17 protein-coding genes are annotated in these 18,465 nt (G+C 47.1%); 4 read left to right on the plus strand and 13 right to left on the minus strand.

Going from position 1 to position 18,465, the window contains the following annotated elements:
• The first annotated feature begins 24 nt into the window (after positions 1 to 24).
• From proC to ACDJ58_RS18375, 4 genes are read left to right on the plus strand one after another with little or no spacing between them, the layout of a single operon-like run.
• The gene (gene proC / locus ACDJ58_RS18360; protein WP_413372294.1) at positions 25 to 885 is read left to right on the plus strand and encodes a pyrroline-5-carboxylate reductase; all 861 of its coding nucleotides are present in this window, start codon (positions 25 to 27) and stop codon (positions 883 to 885) included.
• Positions 882 to 2,105 carry a 2,3-diketo-5-methylthiopentyl-1-phosphate enolase gene (locus ACDJ58_RS18365; protein ID WP_413372295.1) on the plus strand — a complete coding sequence of 408 codons (1,224 nt, stop codon included), beginning with the start codon at positions 882 to 884 and terminating at the stop codon, positions 2,103 to 2,105. The genes proC and ACDJ58_RS18365 overlap by 4 nt, the downstream gene beginning before the upstream one ends.
• Positions 2,102 to 2,779 carry a 2-hydroxy-3-keto-5-methylthiopentenyl-1-phosphate phosphatase gene (locus tag ACDJ58_RS18370; RefSeq protein ID WP_413372296.1) on the plus strand — a complete coding sequence of 226 codons (678 nt, stop codon included), beginning with the start codon at positions 2,102 to 2,104 and terminating at the stop codon, positions 2,777 to 2,779. The genes ACDJ58_RS18365 and ACDJ58_RS18370 overlap by 4 nt, the downstream gene beginning before the upstream one ends.
• Positions 2,780 to 2,781: 2 nt before the next feature.
• Entirely contained in the window at positions 2,782 to 3,435 is a 654-nt protein-coding gene (locus tag ACDJ58_RS18375) for a methylthioribulose 1-phosphate dehydratase (RefSeq protein WP_413372297.1), read from the plus strand.
• 213 nt (positions 3,436 to 3,648) lie between these two features.
• On the opposite strand, the gene ACDJ58_RS18380 is transcribed toward ACDJ58_RS18375, so the two are convergent.
• The 13 genes from ACDJ58_RS18380 to dinG form a co-directional block, all read right to left on the minus strand.
• Positions 3,649 to 4,929, minus strand: a complete 1,281-nt coding sequence (locus tag ACDJ58_RS18380) for a multi-tm2 domain protein (RefSeq protein WP_413372298.1) — start codon at positions 4,927 to 4,929, stop codon at positions 3,649 to 3,651.
• 37 nt (positions 4,930 to 4,966) lie between these two features.
• A complete protein-coding gene (locus ACDJ58_RS18385; protein WP_413372299.1) occupies positions 4,967 to 5,419 on the minus strand; it encodes a hypothetical protein in 453 nt (150 codons plus the stop codon).
• Positions 5,409 to 5,912 (minus strand): RNA polymerase sigma factor, encoded by a 504-nt coding sequence (locus ACDJ58_RS18390; protein WP_413372300.1) that lies wholly within the window; start codon positions 5,910 to 5,912, stop codon positions 5,409 to 5,411. Before ACDJ58_RS18390 ends, ACDJ58_RS18385 begins: the two co-directional genes overlap by 11 nt.
• 280 nt (positions 5,913 to 6,192) lie before the next feature.
• On the minus strand, positions 6,193 to 6,897 hold the full coding sequence (locus tag ACDJ58_RS18395; RefSeq protein WP_064636889.1) for a DnaD domain-containing protein: 705 nt from the start codon (positions 6,895 to 6,897) through the stop codon (positions 6,193 to 6,195).
• A 17-nt stretch (positions 6,898 to 6,914) separates the two neighbouring features.
• Positions 6,915 to 8,210 (minus strand): asparagine--tRNA ligase, encoded by a 1,296-nt coding sequence (gene asnS, locus ACDJ58_RS18400; RefSeq protein WP_413372301.1) that lies wholly within the window; start codon positions 8,208 to 8,210, stop codon positions 6,915 to 6,917.
• Between the two features lie 102 nt (positions 8,211 to 8,312).
• Entirely contained in the window at positions 8,313 to 9,518 is a 1,206-nt protein-coding gene (locus tag ACDJ58_RS18405) for an acetate/propionate family kinase (protein WP_413372302.1), read from the minus strand.
• Positions 9,515 to 10,387: a 3-hydroxyacyl-CoA dehydrogenase family protein gene (locus ACDJ58_RS18410; RefSeq protein WP_413372303.1), complete on the minus strand. Its 873-nt coding sequence runs from the start codon at positions 10,385 to 10,387 to the stop codon at positions 9,515 to 9,517. The genes ACDJ58_RS18405 and ACDJ58_RS18410 overlap by 4 nt, the downstream gene beginning before the upstream one ends.
• Positions 10,388 to 10,519: 132 nt before the next feature.
• Positions 10,520 to 12,022, minus strand: a complete 1,503-nt coding sequence (locus ACDJ58_RS18415) for an AAA family ATPase (RefSeq protein WP_413372304.1) — start codon at positions 12,020 to 12,022, stop codon at positions 10,520 to 10,522.
• A complete protein-coding gene (locus ACDJ58_RS18420; RefSeq protein ID WP_063566800.1) occupies positions 12,015 to 12,542 on the minus strand; it encodes a hypothetical protein in 528 nt (175 codons plus the stop codon). Before ACDJ58_RS18420 ends, ACDJ58_RS18415 begins: the two co-directional genes overlap by 8 nt.
• 292 nt (positions 12,543 to 12,834) lie before the next feature.
• A complete protein-coding gene (locus ACDJ58_RS18425; RefSeq protein ID WP_413372306.1) occupies positions 12,835 to 13,365 on the minus strand; it encodes a DUF5590 domain-containing protein in 531 nt (176 codons plus the stop codon).
• Positions 13,366 to 13,406: 41 nt separating this feature from the next.
• On the minus strand, positions 13,407 to 14,711 hold the full coding sequence (locus ACDJ58_RS18430) for an amidohydrolase (RefSeq protein ID WP_413372307.1): 1,305 nt from the start codon (positions 14,709 to 14,711) through the stop codon (positions 13,407 to 13,409).
• Positions 14,698 to 15,351, minus strand: a complete 654-nt coding sequence (locus ACDJ58_RS18435) for a redox-sensing transcriptional repressor Rex (RefSeq protein ID WP_053780717.1) — start codon at positions 15,349 to 15,351, stop codon at positions 14,698 to 14,700. The genes ACDJ58_RS18430 and ACDJ58_RS18435 overlap by 14 nt, the downstream gene beginning before the upstream one ends.
• 239 nt (positions 15,352 to 15,590) lie before the next feature.
• Positions 15,591 to 18,452, minus strand: a complete 2,862-nt coding sequence (gene dinG / locus ACDJ58_RS18440) for an ATP-dependent DNA helicase DinG (protein ID WP_413372308.1) — start codon at positions 18,450 to 18,452, stop codon at positions 15,591 to 15,593.
• Between the last annotated feature and the right edge of the window lie 13 nt (positions 18,453 to 18,465).

An 18,465-nucleotide genomic window follows, 5' to 3' on the forward strand; every position in this document is an offset into this window, starting at 1 on the left:
AGTTATATAGGAGGAACGATAAATATGAGTCAAGAACAACAGACGTTATTACAACAGAAGATTACTTTTCACGGAGCAGGTGCGATGGCTGAAGCCATCGTGCGCGGATTAATTTCCCGCCTTGTCGTTCGTCCTCAGGATATTACGATGCTGAACCGCAGCAACCAGAAACGTCAGGAGGAGCTCAGTACCCGTTATGCCGTACATACCGGAACTGCTGCACAATCGCTGGATCATCTCGCCGCTTCTCCGGTTATTGTACTCTGCATGAAACCGAAGGATGCTGCCGCAGCGCTGCGTGAACTTGGGCCGCTCCTGTCCCCCGATCAATTAATCGTCTCCGTTATCGCCGGATTATCGATCCGTACGATGCAATCCCTACTGGGACGCAAGCAACCGATCGCCCGCACCATGCCGAATACGTCCAGTACAATCGGGCTCGGCGCAACCGGACTTGCCTTCTCTGAAGAGATTACGGATGAACAGCGCAGTACAGTCATGACGATGTTCGAAGCTGTTGGAATCGTGACCATCGTACCAGAAGATAAACTCGAAGTGCTCACAGGTATTTCCGGAAGTGGTCCGGCTTATGTATACTATTTGATGGAAGCCATGATTGCCGCAGGTATTCGTGGCGGCTTGTCCAGCCAACAATCCCGCGATCTGACTGTTCAGACCGTGCTGGGTGCTTCACGCATGGTACAACAGACTGGCTTAGAGCCAATGAAACTCCGTAGTGATGTGACCTCCCCGGGAGGCGCAACTCAGGCAGCATTAAAAACGCTGGACGAGGGAGATTTCTTTGAAAATGTAATCGCAGCCGTCAACCGCTGTGCAGAGCGCTCACGGGAGATGGGAGCTTCTTTGGAAGGAGATTTAAAATGAATAATATGTGCACAGCCACATATCGTCTGCATGATGATCGTGCAGACTTCCGCAAGAAGGCTGAGTCCATTGCTGTCGGCATGACTGTTGGCAGTTGGACTGAATTACCTCAGGCCAAGCGTGAGGCGATGCAGAAACATCTGGGTGAGGTCATCAGCGTTGAGGTGCATGAACCTGAGGGCATGGCCCCAGGTGAGCGTTACGCCGATATTACCATCGGTTATCCGGATGTAAATTTCAGCCGTGATATTCCTGCACTGCTCGTGACGGTCTTTGGCAAGATCTCAATGGATGGACGCATCAAACTAACACGGCTTGGATTCTCGGACGGCTTCCTCAGCGCATTCCCCGGTCCCAAGTTTGGACTGAACGGTGTTCGTGATCTGCTAGGTGTACATGATCGTCCATTGTTAATGAGTATCTTTAAATCAGTCATTGGACTGGATGCAGACGAATTGAGGGAACAGTTTATTCGCCAGGCTCTTGGTGGAGTGGACTTAATTAAGGACGATGAAATTCTGTTTGAGAACAAACTGACTCCGATTGAGAAAAGAGTCGAGGTCTGCATGAAAGCTGCAGAACAGGCACGCAAGGAGACGGGTAAGAAACTTCTTTATGCCGCGAATTTGACTGGACCTACTTCACGCCTGAAACAACAGGCTGAACGAGCGATAGATGCAGGAGCAAATGCGCTGTTGTTCAATGTCTTGTCCTACGGATATGACGTGCTGCACGAACTTAGCAGTGATCCGGACATCAACGTGCCAATCATGGCTCACCCTGCGCTTGCAGGTGCAGTGTATCCTTCACCACATTATGGTATCTCGGCATCCGTTCTGCTGGGTCAGCTGATGCGACTTGCCGGAGCGGATCTGGTGCTCTTCCCTTCCCCTTACGGATCGGTAACGATGCCGAAGGAGGAAAATATGGCCATTACAGAACAATTGCTGTCACCTGAACTTCCGGTCAGAACCAGTATGCCTGTGCCTTCAGCAGGTATACACCCTGGGCTTGTACCACTTATTCTGCGTGACTTCGGCACCGATGTCATCGTTAATGCCGGCGGAGGTATCCATGGACATCCCATGGGCACTGAGGCAGGCGGACGGGCATTCTTGCAGGCAATTGAGGCAGCCCAGCGTTCCATTCCACTGGCAGAATATGCAGTTGAACATCCTGAGCTGAAAAGTGCACTGGATCTATGGGGTGGCGAACGATGAGAAGTGATAAAAAAACGGTCATTTTCTGTGATTTTGATGGCACGATCACCCTTTCGGACAATATTGTAGCGATTATGAAACATTTTAAACCCGAAGGTATTAAAGTGATTATGAAAGACACGATTGAACAGCGAATCTCGCTCCGAGAAGGTGTTGGAGCGATGTTCGCTCTGTTGCCTTCTTCGCAGAAAGATGAAATTGTGGAATTTGTACTTGGACAGGCTGGCATCCGAGAAGGGTTCAGCGAATTTCTTGCATACGTTCGGGACGAGGGCATTGAATTCAATGTCACCAGTGGCGGAATGGACTTTTTTATCGAGCCTTTGCTCGCTCCATTCGATATTCCACAGGATCACGTTTATTGCAATGGGGCGGATTTTACAGATGAATTCATACGTATTGAGTGGCCTAATCCATGTCAGCCTCCTTGTGAGAACGGCTGCGGCATGTGTAAAACGACGGTTATTCGTACATTCCCGGAAGAACAATATAATCGTATCCTCATTGGAGACAGTCTAACGGATTTTGAAGGTGCCAAAATCGCTGATCTTGTCTACTCCCGTTCCATCCTGACGGATAAGTGTATAGAGCTGGGTGTGGATCATGTCCCATTCACAACCTTCTACGATATTATGGAAGATATGAAACAGAAGCAAACACAAGGAGTGCTGTAAAGATGGGTTTTGAAAAGATTACATTAGAACATAAACGCCAGGTGCTTGAAGAACTGGCTGATATCAAAGCGCTGTTTGCCAGCCGTAACTGGTTCCCTGGTACAAGTGGCAACCTGTCGATGCGTGTGGGCGACTTCGATCCGGAGCAATTCTACTTTGCAGTTACTGCATCAGGCAAAGACAAATCTCTCCGTACACCGGAAGACTTTCTGTTTGTGGACAAGCATGGTACGGCCATTGAGACTACGACCTTGAAACCGAGCGCTGAAACGTTGATTCACTGCGAGATCTATCGTTTAACCGGCTGTGGCGCCGTGTTCCATGTGCATACCGTATTTAACAACCTGATCAGCGAGTTTTTTGGAGCAGATGGACACGTACCGATTCAAGGCATCGAGTTGATCAAGGCTTTCAACATCTGGGAAGAAAATGCGGAGATTCGTGTACCGGTTCTGCCTAACTTCGCGGATATTCCATCCATTGCTGAATTGGTACCAGGTGTACTTGACGCCAAAGTACCGGGAATTTTGCTGCGTAATCACGGTATTTATGCATGGGGCAAGGATGCTTTTGAAGCGAAACGTCACCTGGAAGCGTTCGAGTTCCTGTTCGAAGTGATGTACCGTCAACTTCTGCTGAAGGGTGCTACGAAATAGCAATCATTTATTCGAAATCAAAGCTCCAAAACCAAAAACACGCCAAGGCTGATATACATAGCCCTTGGCGTGTTTTTATGTTTGGGGAATTCCTTGCTTTCTATGATTTTTTTGTTCCCCTATGGAAAAGGAATCGATAACATCTAGGGGATAACAGCGATCGGAAGGTTGTTCTGTCATCGTAGTGTCAGTGTAACTATTCTTTAGTTCACTCTACAATCGATCATCCCGATCCTTGAATAAAAAGAGACTGTCTGCTCCCTCATCATTTCGATGAACCGCACTATGGACCCCCGTCCCCCTCTGCTTGCCAAACAGCAGCTTTAGACCGCCAAAAATGAGCAGCAAGGACACAATGACGGTGTTCACATACGAACGAATCTCGTACGTCATAAATGCATCCGGGAACATCTCATTCAGCTGCGGAATGACCAAGCGGATAAACAGATAGTACAATCCCAATGCAGCAATTCCGAATCCAATCAGGCGCTGGTGACGAGCCCAATCCTTGAAAATGGGTTGATCTGTTAACGGTTCTCGGCCATACCGGCTTGAACACTGAAGTCCGTCAAAGAAGCTGTAGAACCAGATCAACGGAATCATGAACAGGAACACCGATAAATGAAGCAGGTCCAGAATGTAGATGCTGCCTAGGAACAGGAACATGAGTTGCATGCCTCTTTTTTGCAGTCCCAGATACAGATGACCCGCCCCCGGAAAGGCTGATAACAAGGTTGCCAGCACTTTGCTTCGCCGTCCTGAAGCCCTGCCCATCTCCAGTTCCTCGAACAAGGTCCGATCCTGCAATACCTCACCGGCCTGCTTGCGATGCACGTGCTGGACGGCATCAAACATGCAGTATACCCAAATGACAGGCAGAATGAGCAAGAACATCAGAAATACGGATTCATTCGTAATGGAAGCTACAAAAACCATCATGGCAAATGAACCGAAGAACGCGATCAGGAATGATAAACCGCGATGTAACAGTCCGAGATGAAGATGTCCCAGACCTGGAACAAAGGAAAGCAAAATTGTAAAAAATCGTTCGCTTTCACTACCTTTCCGATAGATCGGTTGACCGTAAGCCCCTTCGGGGTTACCATACTCACCACCCTGATGCTGATGTATTCCCTCCTGGTCCATCTCCATCTGTCCCAGATGACCTTCCTGACCAGCGTATGCTCCCTGATGCTGTCCACTGTAATGTGCGCCATATCCATGGTATCGGGCATCATTAGGAGATGGGGCACGCAGCAGAACGATAATCATATCCAGCATGCTGACACACCAGAAGAATATGGCCCCCAAGGCTCCAAGAATCATTAATTCCCTCTCACTCACCAGAATTGCCAGCATAAACGAACCAACAACTGTCCCAAAAAAGAGTAATGGATAGATTACAGCTCTGGCAGGCCGACCCCAATAGAGAAAACCCAGACCCGGAATCAGGTTTAATAAAAATGCAAGTAATTTGTTACGGTCTGATTGCACAGTCTTCATCCTTTCTTTTCAGGCAATGCGAATAAATTTATGGTCCAGGCTTAAAGTGATCCAGCCATGAAGTGGCTGCCTCCGTCCATTTTTCCGTAAAAGACCCCCTGTGATCACCTTCCTGGAACTTATGATAAGGCGCTACCTTGTCAAACAGTCCCGAGGAGAGGAAGATTAACGTCAGACAAGCCGCTACAGCATAGTGAAACACTTTGTGATCCAGCCAGAGACGTCTTCGTCCGGAACGCGATTTGCGCTTTGGCTTGGAGGATTGCATTTCCGTAATTTGGTTCATGACCGAATCGGCGAAGCCTACCGGGTCCTTCAGTTGTGGCAACTCCCGATGAATGCCGAGTGCTTCGAGATAGTTGTCCATCGCTTCCGGAACGTCCATAAGCACCTGTTCCATCATACTTGCCTGGTTTGCAGTCATTCGGCCTTCAATATAATCAGTCCATTCCTGGACGGTATACATCCTTTTAATCCTCACGCCACTCATCCTCCTTCCAATGATTTCGAATCCACTGCCGGGCACGATACAGACGGGACTCCACGGTTTTCACTGCCACCTGTGCATCACGGGCAATCTGCTCATAATTTTTTTCACTTAAGTAATACGCAGTAATAATGTCCCTATGCTGGGCAGGCAGCTGATTGATTCGCTCGCGCAACTTCTCGTGACGCTCTTCACGCACGAGGCGGGCAAGAACATCTTCTTCACGACCGGGCATGTTCATTATTTTTTCTTCTCCGCCCAGATCCTCAGCGCTTCGTCTGCCCAGCTTGCGTTTGGCATCAATTGCTTTGTGAAAGGCAATTCGGGTTAACCACGTTTTGAAACCTTCGGATCGGTAATCGGGGAGAGATTTAACCATCTGAATGAACGCCTCCTGCGCTGCATCCTGTGCATCCTGATCGTTCCGCAATACGGAGTAGGCCACATGATATACATGCTGGCTGTACTTTTCGATCAACAAGCGCATCTGGGATGTATCGCCTTGACGGATTTGTTCGATTAAGCGCGCTTCATCAATGACTCTCCCCTCCTCTCCACTACAATAGACGACAACTTGTTTGTTGACCCCTGCGTATTCGTTCGTTTTTTTATAAAAAGGTTACACATTGCCTGAAAAGTCAGTTCCACCGGGAACTTAACGTGTCTAACTTAACAGTCTTTATAATCTAAAAAAACAGGCTCAGAATATCTTCTGGCCTGTTTTTGGTTTATTCTGAATGAAGTTGTTGCCTAATCTAACATTGGTGTTAACGTCCTCCGTTACGAAACCGCTGCGTATATGCCTTGGCGTCCTGCACATTCTTCACGCGGTTACGGCTCCATTCAAGCAGAATCCGGTCGATATACCGGAAGTGCACTTTACCAGCAAACACCGCTTCCTTCAATGCCATGAGAATCAGTTCCTCCTGATAGCGATCCTGATCCAACCAGCTGGATATAGTCTCGCATTCCATCGGGGAAAGCGGGCGGCCAAATTCTTTTTCAAAAATTGAGAACATATTTCGTTCTTCCTCTTCTTTTTGAACACTGTTCGAATCCGGGCGCAATGCATTACTGTCCTGCTGCTGCTTACGAGCAACGGCCAATTCCTCTGCTGTACATCCTGCCAGCTTCGCATATAATCCATGCAAATCATAACGTTCATACTGAATGTCACGCTCTTCATCCCGATGCTCGTCAATATGAATGTACCCGTCTCTCATAAGACGTTGCAGCATTCTGGCGATGCCTTCAGGAGCAAGACCCATACGGGTAGCAAGCTCTTCAAGCGTTGGGAACTCATTGAATTCGACTTGCCGGAAACCAAACAATTGAATCAGCAGAAGCACCTCTGCGTCACTTAACCCCAACTGATGATAATAGCGCAATAAAGCATATGGGAGCTGCGCTGTCCCTGATGCCATACCGTAAGCTGCTCCATTCAACCAGGCTTTGGAGCCGGTTTCTTCCATGGACTCGCGGTTAAGCATTAAGGGTACAGACGATAGAGCATACGTGGGAATGCAATCGTCTCACGTACGTGATCCAATCCACAGATCCATGCTACCGTCCGCTCCAATCCCAGACCGAAGCCGGAGTGAGGAACCGATCCGTATTTACGCAAGTCCAGATACCACTGATATGCCTCTTCCGACAACTGATGCTCATCAAAGCGCTGCTGCATCAGTTCCGGATCATCAATACGCTGGGAACCGCCAATGATCTCTCCGTATCCTTCTGGTGCGATCATATCTGCACAGAGGACAACTTCAGGACGATTTGGATCAGGTTTCATGTAGAATGCCTTGATTCCAGCCGGATAATGGGTAATAAACACCGGTGTTTCGTATTTCTCGGCAATCGCCGTTTCGTGTGGAGCACCAAAGTCTTCTCCCCAAGGAATATCGAAGCCTTGTCCATTCAAGAACTCAATCGCTTCATCATACGTAATACGCGGGAATGGAGCTACAATGTTTTCAAGCTTGGATACATCACGTCCGATGGACTCCAGTTCAGCACGGCAGTTTTTCAGAACCGTTTGAACCACGTGAGCAATAAACTTCTCTTGCACTCGAAGGCTTTCCTCGTGATCCACAAACGCCATTTCCGGCTCAATCATCCAGAACTCGATCAGGTGACGACGTGTTTTGGATTTCTCGGCACGGAACGTAGGACCGAAGGAGTACACTTTGCCCAGCGCCATTGCTGCAGCTTCCATATACAACTGTCCACTTTGTGTCAGATAGGCATCTTCATCAAAGTATTTGATGTGGAACAAGTTCGTCGTTCCTTCAGCAGATGAAGGTGTAAGAATCGGAGGATCAACTTGTGTGAATCCGTTACCATCAAAGAACTGCTGAACAGCGCGGATGATCTCAGCACGAATGACCATAATCGCACGTTGTTTTGTCGAACGAAGCCACAGATGGCGATGATCCATCAGGAAGTCTACCCCATGCTCTTTCGGAGTGATTGGATAGTTTTCAGTAAGATGGATAATTTCCACGCCAGTAACCGTCATCTCATAACCGGACGCACTACGTGGTTCTTCGCGGATAATACCTGTTACATACAATGAACTTTCTTGAGTCAAGCTCTTGGCAGCATTCCAGATATCTTCGCTGACTTCACTCTTAACCACTACCCCTTGAATATATCCGGTTCCATCACGTAGTTGCAAAAATTGAATTTTGCCGCTGGAACGTTTGTTGTTAATCCAGGCACCGATCTTAACAGTCTCGCCCAAATGCTCACTCACATTACGAATTACACAATCCGTACTCATGCACATATCTCTCCTTGGAATCCTGAATTTGAAAATGCAGCGGGCAGGCATATGCCTGTCCCCTGCACTTACTTGTCATACTATATTCACTTTACAATTAGATTACAGAGAATTCAATACGATTCGGTGTGTATCTCTTGCAATCACCAATTCTTCGTTCGTAGGAACTACGAGAACGTCCACTTTGGAATTCGCTGTTGTGATGCGGCGTGGTTCTCCAGAGCGAATTGCATTCAACGCTTCATCCAGTTCAACACCCAGGTACGTGAGTTGCTCACATACTTTTTGGCGAAGAACAACGGAGTTCTCACCTACACCAGCCGTAAATACGATCACATCTACACCATTCATTGCTGCTGCATAAGAACCGATGTATTTACGTAGACGGTATTCGTACATTTCAAATGCAAGCGTGGAGTTAGCATCGCCAGCCTCCATACCTTCCGTGATTTCACGCATGTCGCTGCTGATGCCGGAGATTGCTAGAAGTCCACTATGTTTGTTCAACATGGAGTTCACTTCGCTAACGCTCAGTTCTTCCTTGTTCATAACATAAGGTACAATTGCCGGATCCAGGTCACCACTACGTGTTCCCATCATCAATCCTTCGAGTGGAGTCATGCCCATGGACGTGTCCACGGATACGCCGCCTTGTACAGCCGTTACGCTACCACCATTACCAACATGACATGTGATGACCTTCAGATCTTCCAATGGACGATCCAGATATTCAGCTGCTGCCTTGCTTACGTAATCATGGGAAGTACCATGTGCTCCATAACGACGCACTTTATACTTTTTGTAAAGCACACGTGGAATGGCATACAGATATGCTTTTTCCGGCATCGTTTGATGGAAAGCCGTATCAAAGACCATTACCTGTGGTACCCCTGGCATATTAGATTCAGCCGCACGAATACCCATCATTGCTGCAGGGTTATGCAGTGGAGCCAGATCGAACAGACGGCGGATTTCTGCTTTGGCAGCATCATCAACCAATGTCGATTCCTTAAATGCTTCACCACCGTGAACTACACGATGTCCAACAGCCTGAATTTCATCAACGGAACCAAGCACACCGTTTTCTTTGTCTGTCAGGATGTCAATAACTTTACGAATCGCTGTAGTATGTTCGAGAATTTCGCTAACTTCCGTAACATCCTCGCGGCCCGTTGGTTTATGAGTCAGAATGGAAGAGTCCATGCCGATCCGCTCTACCAGACCTTTTGCCAATACGGATTCATCCGTCATGTTATACAATTGATATTTGAGCGAGGAACTCCCCGCATTAATTACGAGTACTTTCACAGCCGGTCACCATCCTTGTCGTACTTGAAGAATCCTTCGCCTGTTTTAACACCCAGGTGTCCTGCACGCACCATTTTCTTCAGGACTGTGGAAGGACGATATTTCAATTCACCGAATTCACGGAACATTCTTTCGAGTGCAGCTTCTACTGAATCCAATCCGAAACGGTCTGCCATCTCAAGCGGTCCGTGCTGGAAATTGTATCCGATACGCATAGCGTCATCAATATCTTCAGCGGAAGCGACACCTTCCTGCAGTACATGTAGCGCTTCGTTGATCAGAAGACAGATCAGTCTGGACGTAACAAATCCAGGCGATTCATAGATCATAACGCCTTTTTTGTCCGCTACTTCTTCCACAAAACGTCTAGTTTCTGCAAAAGTGCTATCGGATGTTTTAAGACCACGAATAATCTCTACAAGATCAACCCGGGAAACCGGGTGAATAAAGTGCATACCAATAACACGCTCTGGGTATTTGGTTGAGCTTGCAAGCTCAGTCAAACTCAGCGTGGATGTATTACTTGCAAGAATTACGTTGCTTGGGCAAACTTGGTCAAGTTGACTAAATACCGCTTTTTTCGCGTCCAGATCTTCAGAAATAGTCTCAATAACCATATCGCAAGTTCCGAGTTCAGCCAAATGAGCAACTTTGGTAATACGGGAGAGAATCAATTTCTTCTCAGCCTTCGTTATAGCCCATTTCTCCAGTTGTTTATCGAGGTTAGTCTCAATCATGTTATATGCATGATCAAGCTTCTCCGTTGTGTGTTCCACCAGAAGCACATCAAGTCCTTTGGCTGCAAGCATCTGGGAAATACCTTGCCCCATCGTGCCGCCGCCGACAACTCCTATCTTTTTGAAAAACATGGTTCTGCTCCATCCTTTCGGTTCTCTATTCTCTATTGTACCCTGTTCGCCGAAAATTACAAATTTCGACCCAACATATAATAATATCTTAGCACGAGTGAAATGTAAAAAAAAATAACCGACATAAATAAATTATGCCGGTAGAAGGGCGCTGTCACGAAATTGACAACGAAATTGATCGCCAGACAATACTTCTTCCCTGAGCAACGTGTCGAGGGAATTGTCGAAAATTGTCCGCTGTTCTTCAAGCAATCGTTTGGTCTGTTCCATCAGGTCTTGCAGGATCAATTTGTTCTCCCGCATTAATTCTTCCGTAGTTACCATATCCATGTTAACAATACCCAACGTCGTGAGCCCGGAAGCCATCATCGTTTGTACCACATTCGTTGCTTGTTCAAAGTCATTGCGTGATCCTGTACTGCGTCCACCGTAATACATTTCCTCCGCTGCTGCACCTCCGAGAGCAATCATGATTTGCTCTTCAAGGAAACGCTTCGTGTACAGAAATTGCTCTTGTTGCGGGTTATGACGTACATAACCCAAGGCCTGTCCACGAGGGCTGAGTGCAACCTGACTCACACTGCCAGGACGAACCAGTTCAGCCATGATGGCATGTCCCAATTCATGAATAGCCACTCTTTTCTTCTCTTCCACGCTGGATTCGCGGTCTGTCTTCTCACCCATCATTACTTTATCAATCGCAAGGGACAGATGGCGCTGTTCAATGTTGGGCAGCGCGTCTCTCATCGCGTAAATTGCAGCTTCGTTCATCACGCTTTCCAGCTGTGCTCCAGAGAAACCATAGGATTCTTCTGCTGTCTTCTCAAGGCTCACCCCTTCCAAAAGAGGTTTATTGACTGCATGCAGCTCCAGTATGTGTTTTCTGCCTTTCTTATCCGGCAAATCCACCTGAATATGACGGTCAAAACGACCTGGACGCGTCAGCGCGCTATCCAGCATTTCTTTTCGGTTCGTAGCGGCGATCACGAGTATACGTGGTGTTTCGGAAGAGTAAATGCCATCCATTTCCGTCAACAGCTGATTCAGCGTCTGATCATATTCACGCTGTTGTCCACCTTCGCGTTTTCCACCTATCACATCAATTTCATCGATAAATATAATAGCATTTTCCTTATTTTCTTTAGCGGCACGTGTTCTTGCATCACGGAACAAATCCCGTATTCTGCCTGCGCCTACACCAACATACATCTCAACAAACTCACTGCCTGAAGCAGCTACAAAAACAGAGTCGGTATAATGAGCAGCAGCTTTGGCCATCAAGGTTTTACCTGTTCCTGGAGGGCCAGTAAGCAGGATACCTTTCAAAGGACGAATACCAAACTTCTGAATTTCTTCATGTCGAATGAGAAAATCAAGTGCTTCCCGCAGTTCCTGCTTGGCACTCTCCTGACCACCGATTTCTTCAAAAGTCAGCTTGGAAGGTCCTTTTTTCTTGCGTTTACGTTCCTGACCTGCCCCCACCGTAATCCCACCACGCATTTGCATCATGAGCAGCAGAGCACCCACAAGCATTGCAGCGATCAGAATGGGAATCATGTTTACACCGATAAAAGCGAGAAAGATAATCAATACGGGTACAAATCCAATGGCAATTTCTTTCGTCCATTTAGGCATTAGGCCACACTCCTATCTGACCGGGCACACGCGGCAGAATAATAAACTTGCTGGCATCTCCATCTCTGAGACTGACATATACATTATTGTCATCCATGGCTGTGTTTACCTTGATCCCATTCGTAGCCATTTTAGACAAAGTCGGTGTAATCTCGGTGTATTGCTTGTTCTCCATCGCTTGAGCTACGGTAAACATCGCGCTTCCCCACCAGCTCTCTAGCGCTTCGTTGGAATGATCCACGACATCCAGCTTCAACGAACGAGTGCCAATCAAGGTCTGTCCTTCTTTGTGAATATATTGTACCAACCTGCCCAGATCAACATCCGGCTGCAGATCAAGTTTCAACTGTACATCATTGCGGTTAATAGTTAATTGAACATCATTGACTCCATCGTACTGGGTAACCATCTTTTCAATTGGGCTTTGCACAGCCACATGACGATACACAAACCAACCTCCAAACAACACAACGGCTGAAATGACGGCAGTCAGAGCAATAGGCAATACTTTTATCTTCAAGTGAGTTACCCCTCCTAAATTTTGGCCCATCCTATAGCTTGTAGGCAAGAATATGAATATGTGTACGTAATATCCCGTGATGTGCCTAACAGGATTTATTTGTGTATGATGTATCCTTGAATACATATCTGAGTATATCACATCGTATATACAATATCTAAGGCGAAAATATGAATTTTAACTATTCAAATCCAAAATGATCAGGAAAGTACGTCAAAGAACCGGTCCAGTCGGGTTTCCGTCTGCCGGTTCTTTAATGTATTCTTTTCAAACGATAGTACCTCTGCTAATTCTAGCTGTTTGGAATCGTATAGACCAAGTCCACCTGTTCCCCGTTACTGAAGCGGTAAAACCGATAATAGTTATGAGTATCATCGTTATAATACACTTGCCATACATAGATTCCATTCACAACGCCTGGCATGATTCGCTTGATCTCTCCACCGGGAACTTCAGAGCTGAACCGATTTCGTATCTGAGCTTCAGACATGCCGTTCTTCAACAGTTCACCGTGAACCGCATTGGTTCCCGTCACAGGTTTGTTATTCTCATCAAACTTGATCCACACCATGACATCCTGGTTATCCTTATTTTTGCCGATCAGGGTCCAGTATATGTTGTCTCCGCCGTCTTTCTGCCCCCAGACATACTTACGCAGCTCTTCGTGGGACGTAATCCCCAGCTGTTCCTGGGCCGCCTGTATGGCCAACGCCTCTTCCTTGCGCTGATCCTGGGTAACATAGACATAATAACGCTGAAGTCCAAACAGAATCAGAACCAGGAGCAGCAGCGATATCCATATCCACTTCTTTTTTTTCTTCAAAAGCCGAACTTCCTTTCCCTATGACGCTCCTGTCCTTGTAATTAACGGGCCAGAAGACTGTCAAATGCCAGTTGAGACTCACGCAGAATGCGCTCTTCATCCATCGAAAGACATTCGCCATGTTTAACCACTTGTTTACCATCCACCCACACATGCTCCACATCTTTGGCCGATGCCGAGTAGACCGTATGGGAAATCAGATCGGTATGAGGATAGAAATGGGCTTGTTCGATGTTCAACGCGATGAAGTCGGCCTTCATGCCAACTTGCAGAGCGCCTGTATTGTTCAGGAATATGGATTTGGCACCATACGAAGTTCCAAGCAGAAGCGCTTCCCCTGCCGGCACTGCAGTAGGATCACCGGATACCCCTTTGTGAATCAACGCAGCCAGTCTCATTTCTTCAAACATATCCAGATTATTGTTACTTGCTGGTCCGTCTGTTCCCAAGGATACGGTCACGCCTGCTTTCAGCAGATCAGGTACACGTGCAACACCCGAAGCCAATTTCAGGTTACTGCCTGGATTGTGGGAAACCGCTACATCATGCTTTGCGAGAATCTCGATCTCCTCATCATTCAGATGTACCGCATGCGCAACCAGAGATGGACGGGAGAAAAATCCTAGCTTCTCCAAATGCGCGACCGGACGCAGTCCGTAATCAGCCACGTTCTGCTCCACTTCGCGAAGCGTTTCAGACATATGCGTATGCAAAGGCAGATTCAGGTCATGAGCAACCTGTACCAGCTTCTCTATGTAATCCGGAGGGCAAGTGTAAGGGGCGTGTGGAGAGATTACGGTTGTAATTCTTCCGTCTGCTTGTCCATTCCATTGACGGGCAAATGCTGCGGATTCTTCCAGCTTGCGTAGTTGTTCTTCTTCTGAGCAAAGTCCGATTACCCCACGTGCCAGAGCAGCCCGAACGCCAGATTGTTCCACCACTTTCGCCACCTGATCCATATGATCATACATATCCAGGAACGCTGTTGTTCCGCCCTTCAACATTTCAAGCACGGAAAGTGATGTGCCCCAATATACGTCTTCAGACGTCATTTTGGCTTCCATTGGCCACATTTTCTCCTGCAACCATACTTGTAACGCCAGATCGTCTCCATGGCCTCTCAGAAGCGACATGGCCGCGTGACCATGCGTATTGATCAGACCCGGCAAGAAGAACAGTCCTTTTCCGTCCACCTTTGTCAGACTTTCGTCTCCTTCCGGCAATGTCTCACCAATATGCACAATCTTGTCATTCTCGACAACCATAAAACCTTGAACCACTTTCCAATTCGTACCCTCACTCACGGCAAATTTGCCGTTGTGAATTACCCATCTATTTGTCGTCATCTTCCTCGTCGTCCTTTCCATTCTCCAAGTAATAAGCAAGGCTTAGCAGATCCGTCGTAAAATCGGCATGATGAATGCGAATATGCGGCGGGGTCTTTAGGATCGTTGGCGCAAAATTCAGGATCGCTTCAATTCCTGACTCAATCAGCTGATCTGCAACATTTTGAGCTTCCGTATCCGGAACCGTGATAATACCTATACGAATGTTATCTTTTTTGACCGAATCCGTTAATTCATTCATCGGCTGCACCGTCAGACTGTTGATTTGACTCCCAATCTTCGGACCGTAGGCATCAAATACAGCGACTATTTTCATGTTGTCTTTGAGGTAGGCATTGTAATTGGACAAAGCATGTCCCAAATTACCTGCTCCAACAAGAGCCACATTGATCTGCTGGTCTATTTTTAAAATATGGCGAATTTTCTCGATGAGATATGAAACGTCATACCCGATCCCTTTACGACCAAAATCACCGAAGTAAGCCAGGTCTTTACGAATCTGGGCAGGATTCAAATCCAGCCTCAGTCCAAGTTCTTGTGAAGAAACCGTATTGACTTCGCGCTGATGCAGTTCATTCAAATAACGCAAGTAAACAGGCAATCTACGCACCACGGCTTCCGAAATTTTATCTGATTTCATTCATTGCTCCCCCTTACCAAGGCCACGATAGATAGATCAAAAGATGAGCACCCTGTCTAAAACGATGCAAAAATGATTACTGAATTAAACAGGATGCTCCTTGTTATATAATGGATAATTGCTTAAATTATTTCTTTAATCATTTTACTCGCATATCCATGAAACGAATAAATGATATTACTCAATTTTACCGCCAATCAGTGGCGTCATGCAATAATGCAAGGTACAGAGCATATCTGTTATTGTTGTTCATCGGTTGGTCTCTCGAGCCATTCCGAAATGCGTGGAACCATCTGCTCGGTGAGCATGTGCTCCATTTTGGGACCAGGTAATGAATATAAAAAGTACTTGCCATAATACGCTTCAATGACGCGTGTATCGTATACAATCACTATGCCTCTGTCTTTACCTGTACGAACCAGTCTGCCAAATCCCTGCTTGAAACGAATGACTGCTTGTGGCACTGACAGCTTCATAAACGGGTTTTTCTTCTGCTGTTGCAAAAGCTCGCTCTTCGCTTCGACTAATGGATGATTCGGTGGCTGGAACGGCAGTCTGACAATCGCAAGACAGGTCAGAGCCTCTCCCGGAATGTCCACTCCTTCCCAGAAACTGCTTGTGCCAAGAAGCACCGTTGCTTTCGCATCTTGGAAGCGGCGTGTAAGCTTAGAACGACTGCCGCTGTCCACCCCTTGCCCAAGTAAAGAGATATCATTGCCTGACAAGGCCTCCTTAAGCGGGTCATAGACCTGACGCAGCATGCGGTAGGAGGTGAACAACACCATCATGCGTCCACGAGTCGCGATAGCCGTTTCCGCGAGCGAGTGCACGAGCATATCCACAAAGTGGGCATCGCCTACACTGCCCTTCACGCTTGGGAAATCACGTGGAATGACAAGCAGAGCCTGTTCGCGATAGTTGAACGGTGACGGCAGCATGGACGTTAACAAGCGGTTATTCTCGGCAGCTTCCTGCAAGCCCAGCTGTTCGATCATGAATTGGAATGACTTGTCAACGGAGAGCGTAGCCGATGTAAGCACAACGCTTTTCTTTTTATCAAAGAACATATCCTTCAATTGTGCACTGACATCGACAGGAACAGCATAGAGTTGCAGTGATTTACTGCGGAACTGGCCGCTGGCCTCCATCCAGTACACGGTATTGGCATCATCCATCCGCATGAAGAAACGCAGATTATCCTTGATCGTTGCCAAGTCCTTGAGCAGACCTGAGATATCCGTAATCAGACTATCGGACTGGTAATCGTCCTGATCTTCTTTCACTTCAAGCAGCAGCTTGTCTCCTTTACGAATCAAATCGCCTAGAGTTACATAGATTTGGTTTTCAACATCCTGCAATTCCTGCCATTTAGCTGGTTTTTGTGAAGGTTTCAGTCTAAGAGAGAATTGTCCTGTCTCGCCTGGAGAAGCATCGCTACGTTCAGGCAACAGGCTGAATAGTGTATCACTTAGTCGATCCCATGTCTCCTTGACTTCGACGGCAAGCGGGAACATCTGATCAATCATGGAGCCCCACTGTACCGAATTTTCATGACCCGACAATTGAGAACGAAGCATAGGCAGTTGGCCATTACGGCTATCTTTAAACAGTCGGGTCAGTGTATGAACCAACGTGAAATATTTCATATGAAGACCAAGGTGTTTACCCGCTACATCCTCCAGATGATGTGCTTCATCGATGACGAGACTTTCGTAGGCTGGCAGCAACTGATGCGCTGCTTTGACATCCGTAAACAATTTCGAATGATTCGTAATAACGATATCGGACAGCCCCGCTTCATGTTTGGCCCGGTGATAGAAACATTTGCGGAACCAAGGACAGGAACGTCCAAGACAGGATTCAGACTCACTCTGTACCGTCTCCCAGAAGTCTCCTCCGCGCCCGCTTAGATTAAGCTCCTCGTCGTCTCCAGTCTCCGTCTGAGTAAGCCAGACAATCATCTGAGCCGCTGTAAAATAATCCTCTTTCGGTGTAGCAAATTCACGTTTATTGATTTTATGCTCAAACTTACGCAGACACAGATAGTGCCCACGTCCTTTGAACACCGCTGCCTTGAACGGGAACGGAACCACTTGGGTCAGCATAGGAATATCCCGCTCTCTCAATTGCTCCTGCAAGTTGATGGTATGTGTGCTGACCATGACTTTCTGTTCCTGTTTCACACTTTCATAGATGGCAGGCAACAAATAACCAAGTGATTTACCTGTACCTGTTCCAGCTTCAATCAATAGATGTTTCTCTTCATCCAAAGCTTGTCGTACACTGCTGAACATCTGAGTTTGAGCCTCACGCTCCTCATAATGGTCCAGCGTCTCCTTCAGGTTATCTCTAACCTGATCCATAAACTGCTCAAAACTTACGCCTTCCAGCGGATTACCCTCTCGCTCCTCACGTGGTGAGCCTATATCGGTCCAGTCACTCACGTTCAGGGCAAGCTGGCGGTAATACGTATGACCATCCAGATCCTGAATCGGCTCTGCTTCCTTCTCAGTACGCATTCCATCGAAGAACCAACCCAAGTCACTGTCTTCGGGTGCAAACAGGTCACTGAGGCGCTGAATCGTGATCAGAGGCAATGCACGCAGCTCATCGAGACACTTCAGTAATACAAAAGCTGTTGCAAGGGCATCACTGTCTGCCTGATGAGGGCGGTCATGCTGAAATCCGAATTCTGAAGACACGTAACCGAGTTGATAAGAACCCAGTGACGGGAACGTGATCTTCAGGAAATCAATCGTATCCAGAATCCGTCCGGTAAACGGTAGATAGCCGCAGCGATCGAGTGCATTTTGAAGAAAATGGAAATCAAAAGCAACGTTGTGTCCAACAAGAACCACATCGTCAAGCAGCGGAACCATCTCCATCATCATCTCTTCCAATGAGGGAGCATCCGCCACATCTTCATCAGTAATACCGGTTAACCCCGTAATAAACGGAGGAATCGGTACACCTGGGTTCACATAAGAACTATATATTTGAGTTATGCTGTAATCATGGTCTATGATGGCAAGTCCGGCTTGTATAATCTCACCGTCGGACTGCGTGCCGGTTGTTTCGAAATCCAATACGGCAAATTTCATTGCAATGTACGGT

This window comes from Paenibacillus taichungensis (assembly GCF_047302525.1).
Taxonomy (GTDB): Bacteria; Bacillota; Bacilli; order Paenibacillales; family Paenibacillaceae; genus Paenibacillus; species Paenibacillus taichungensis_B.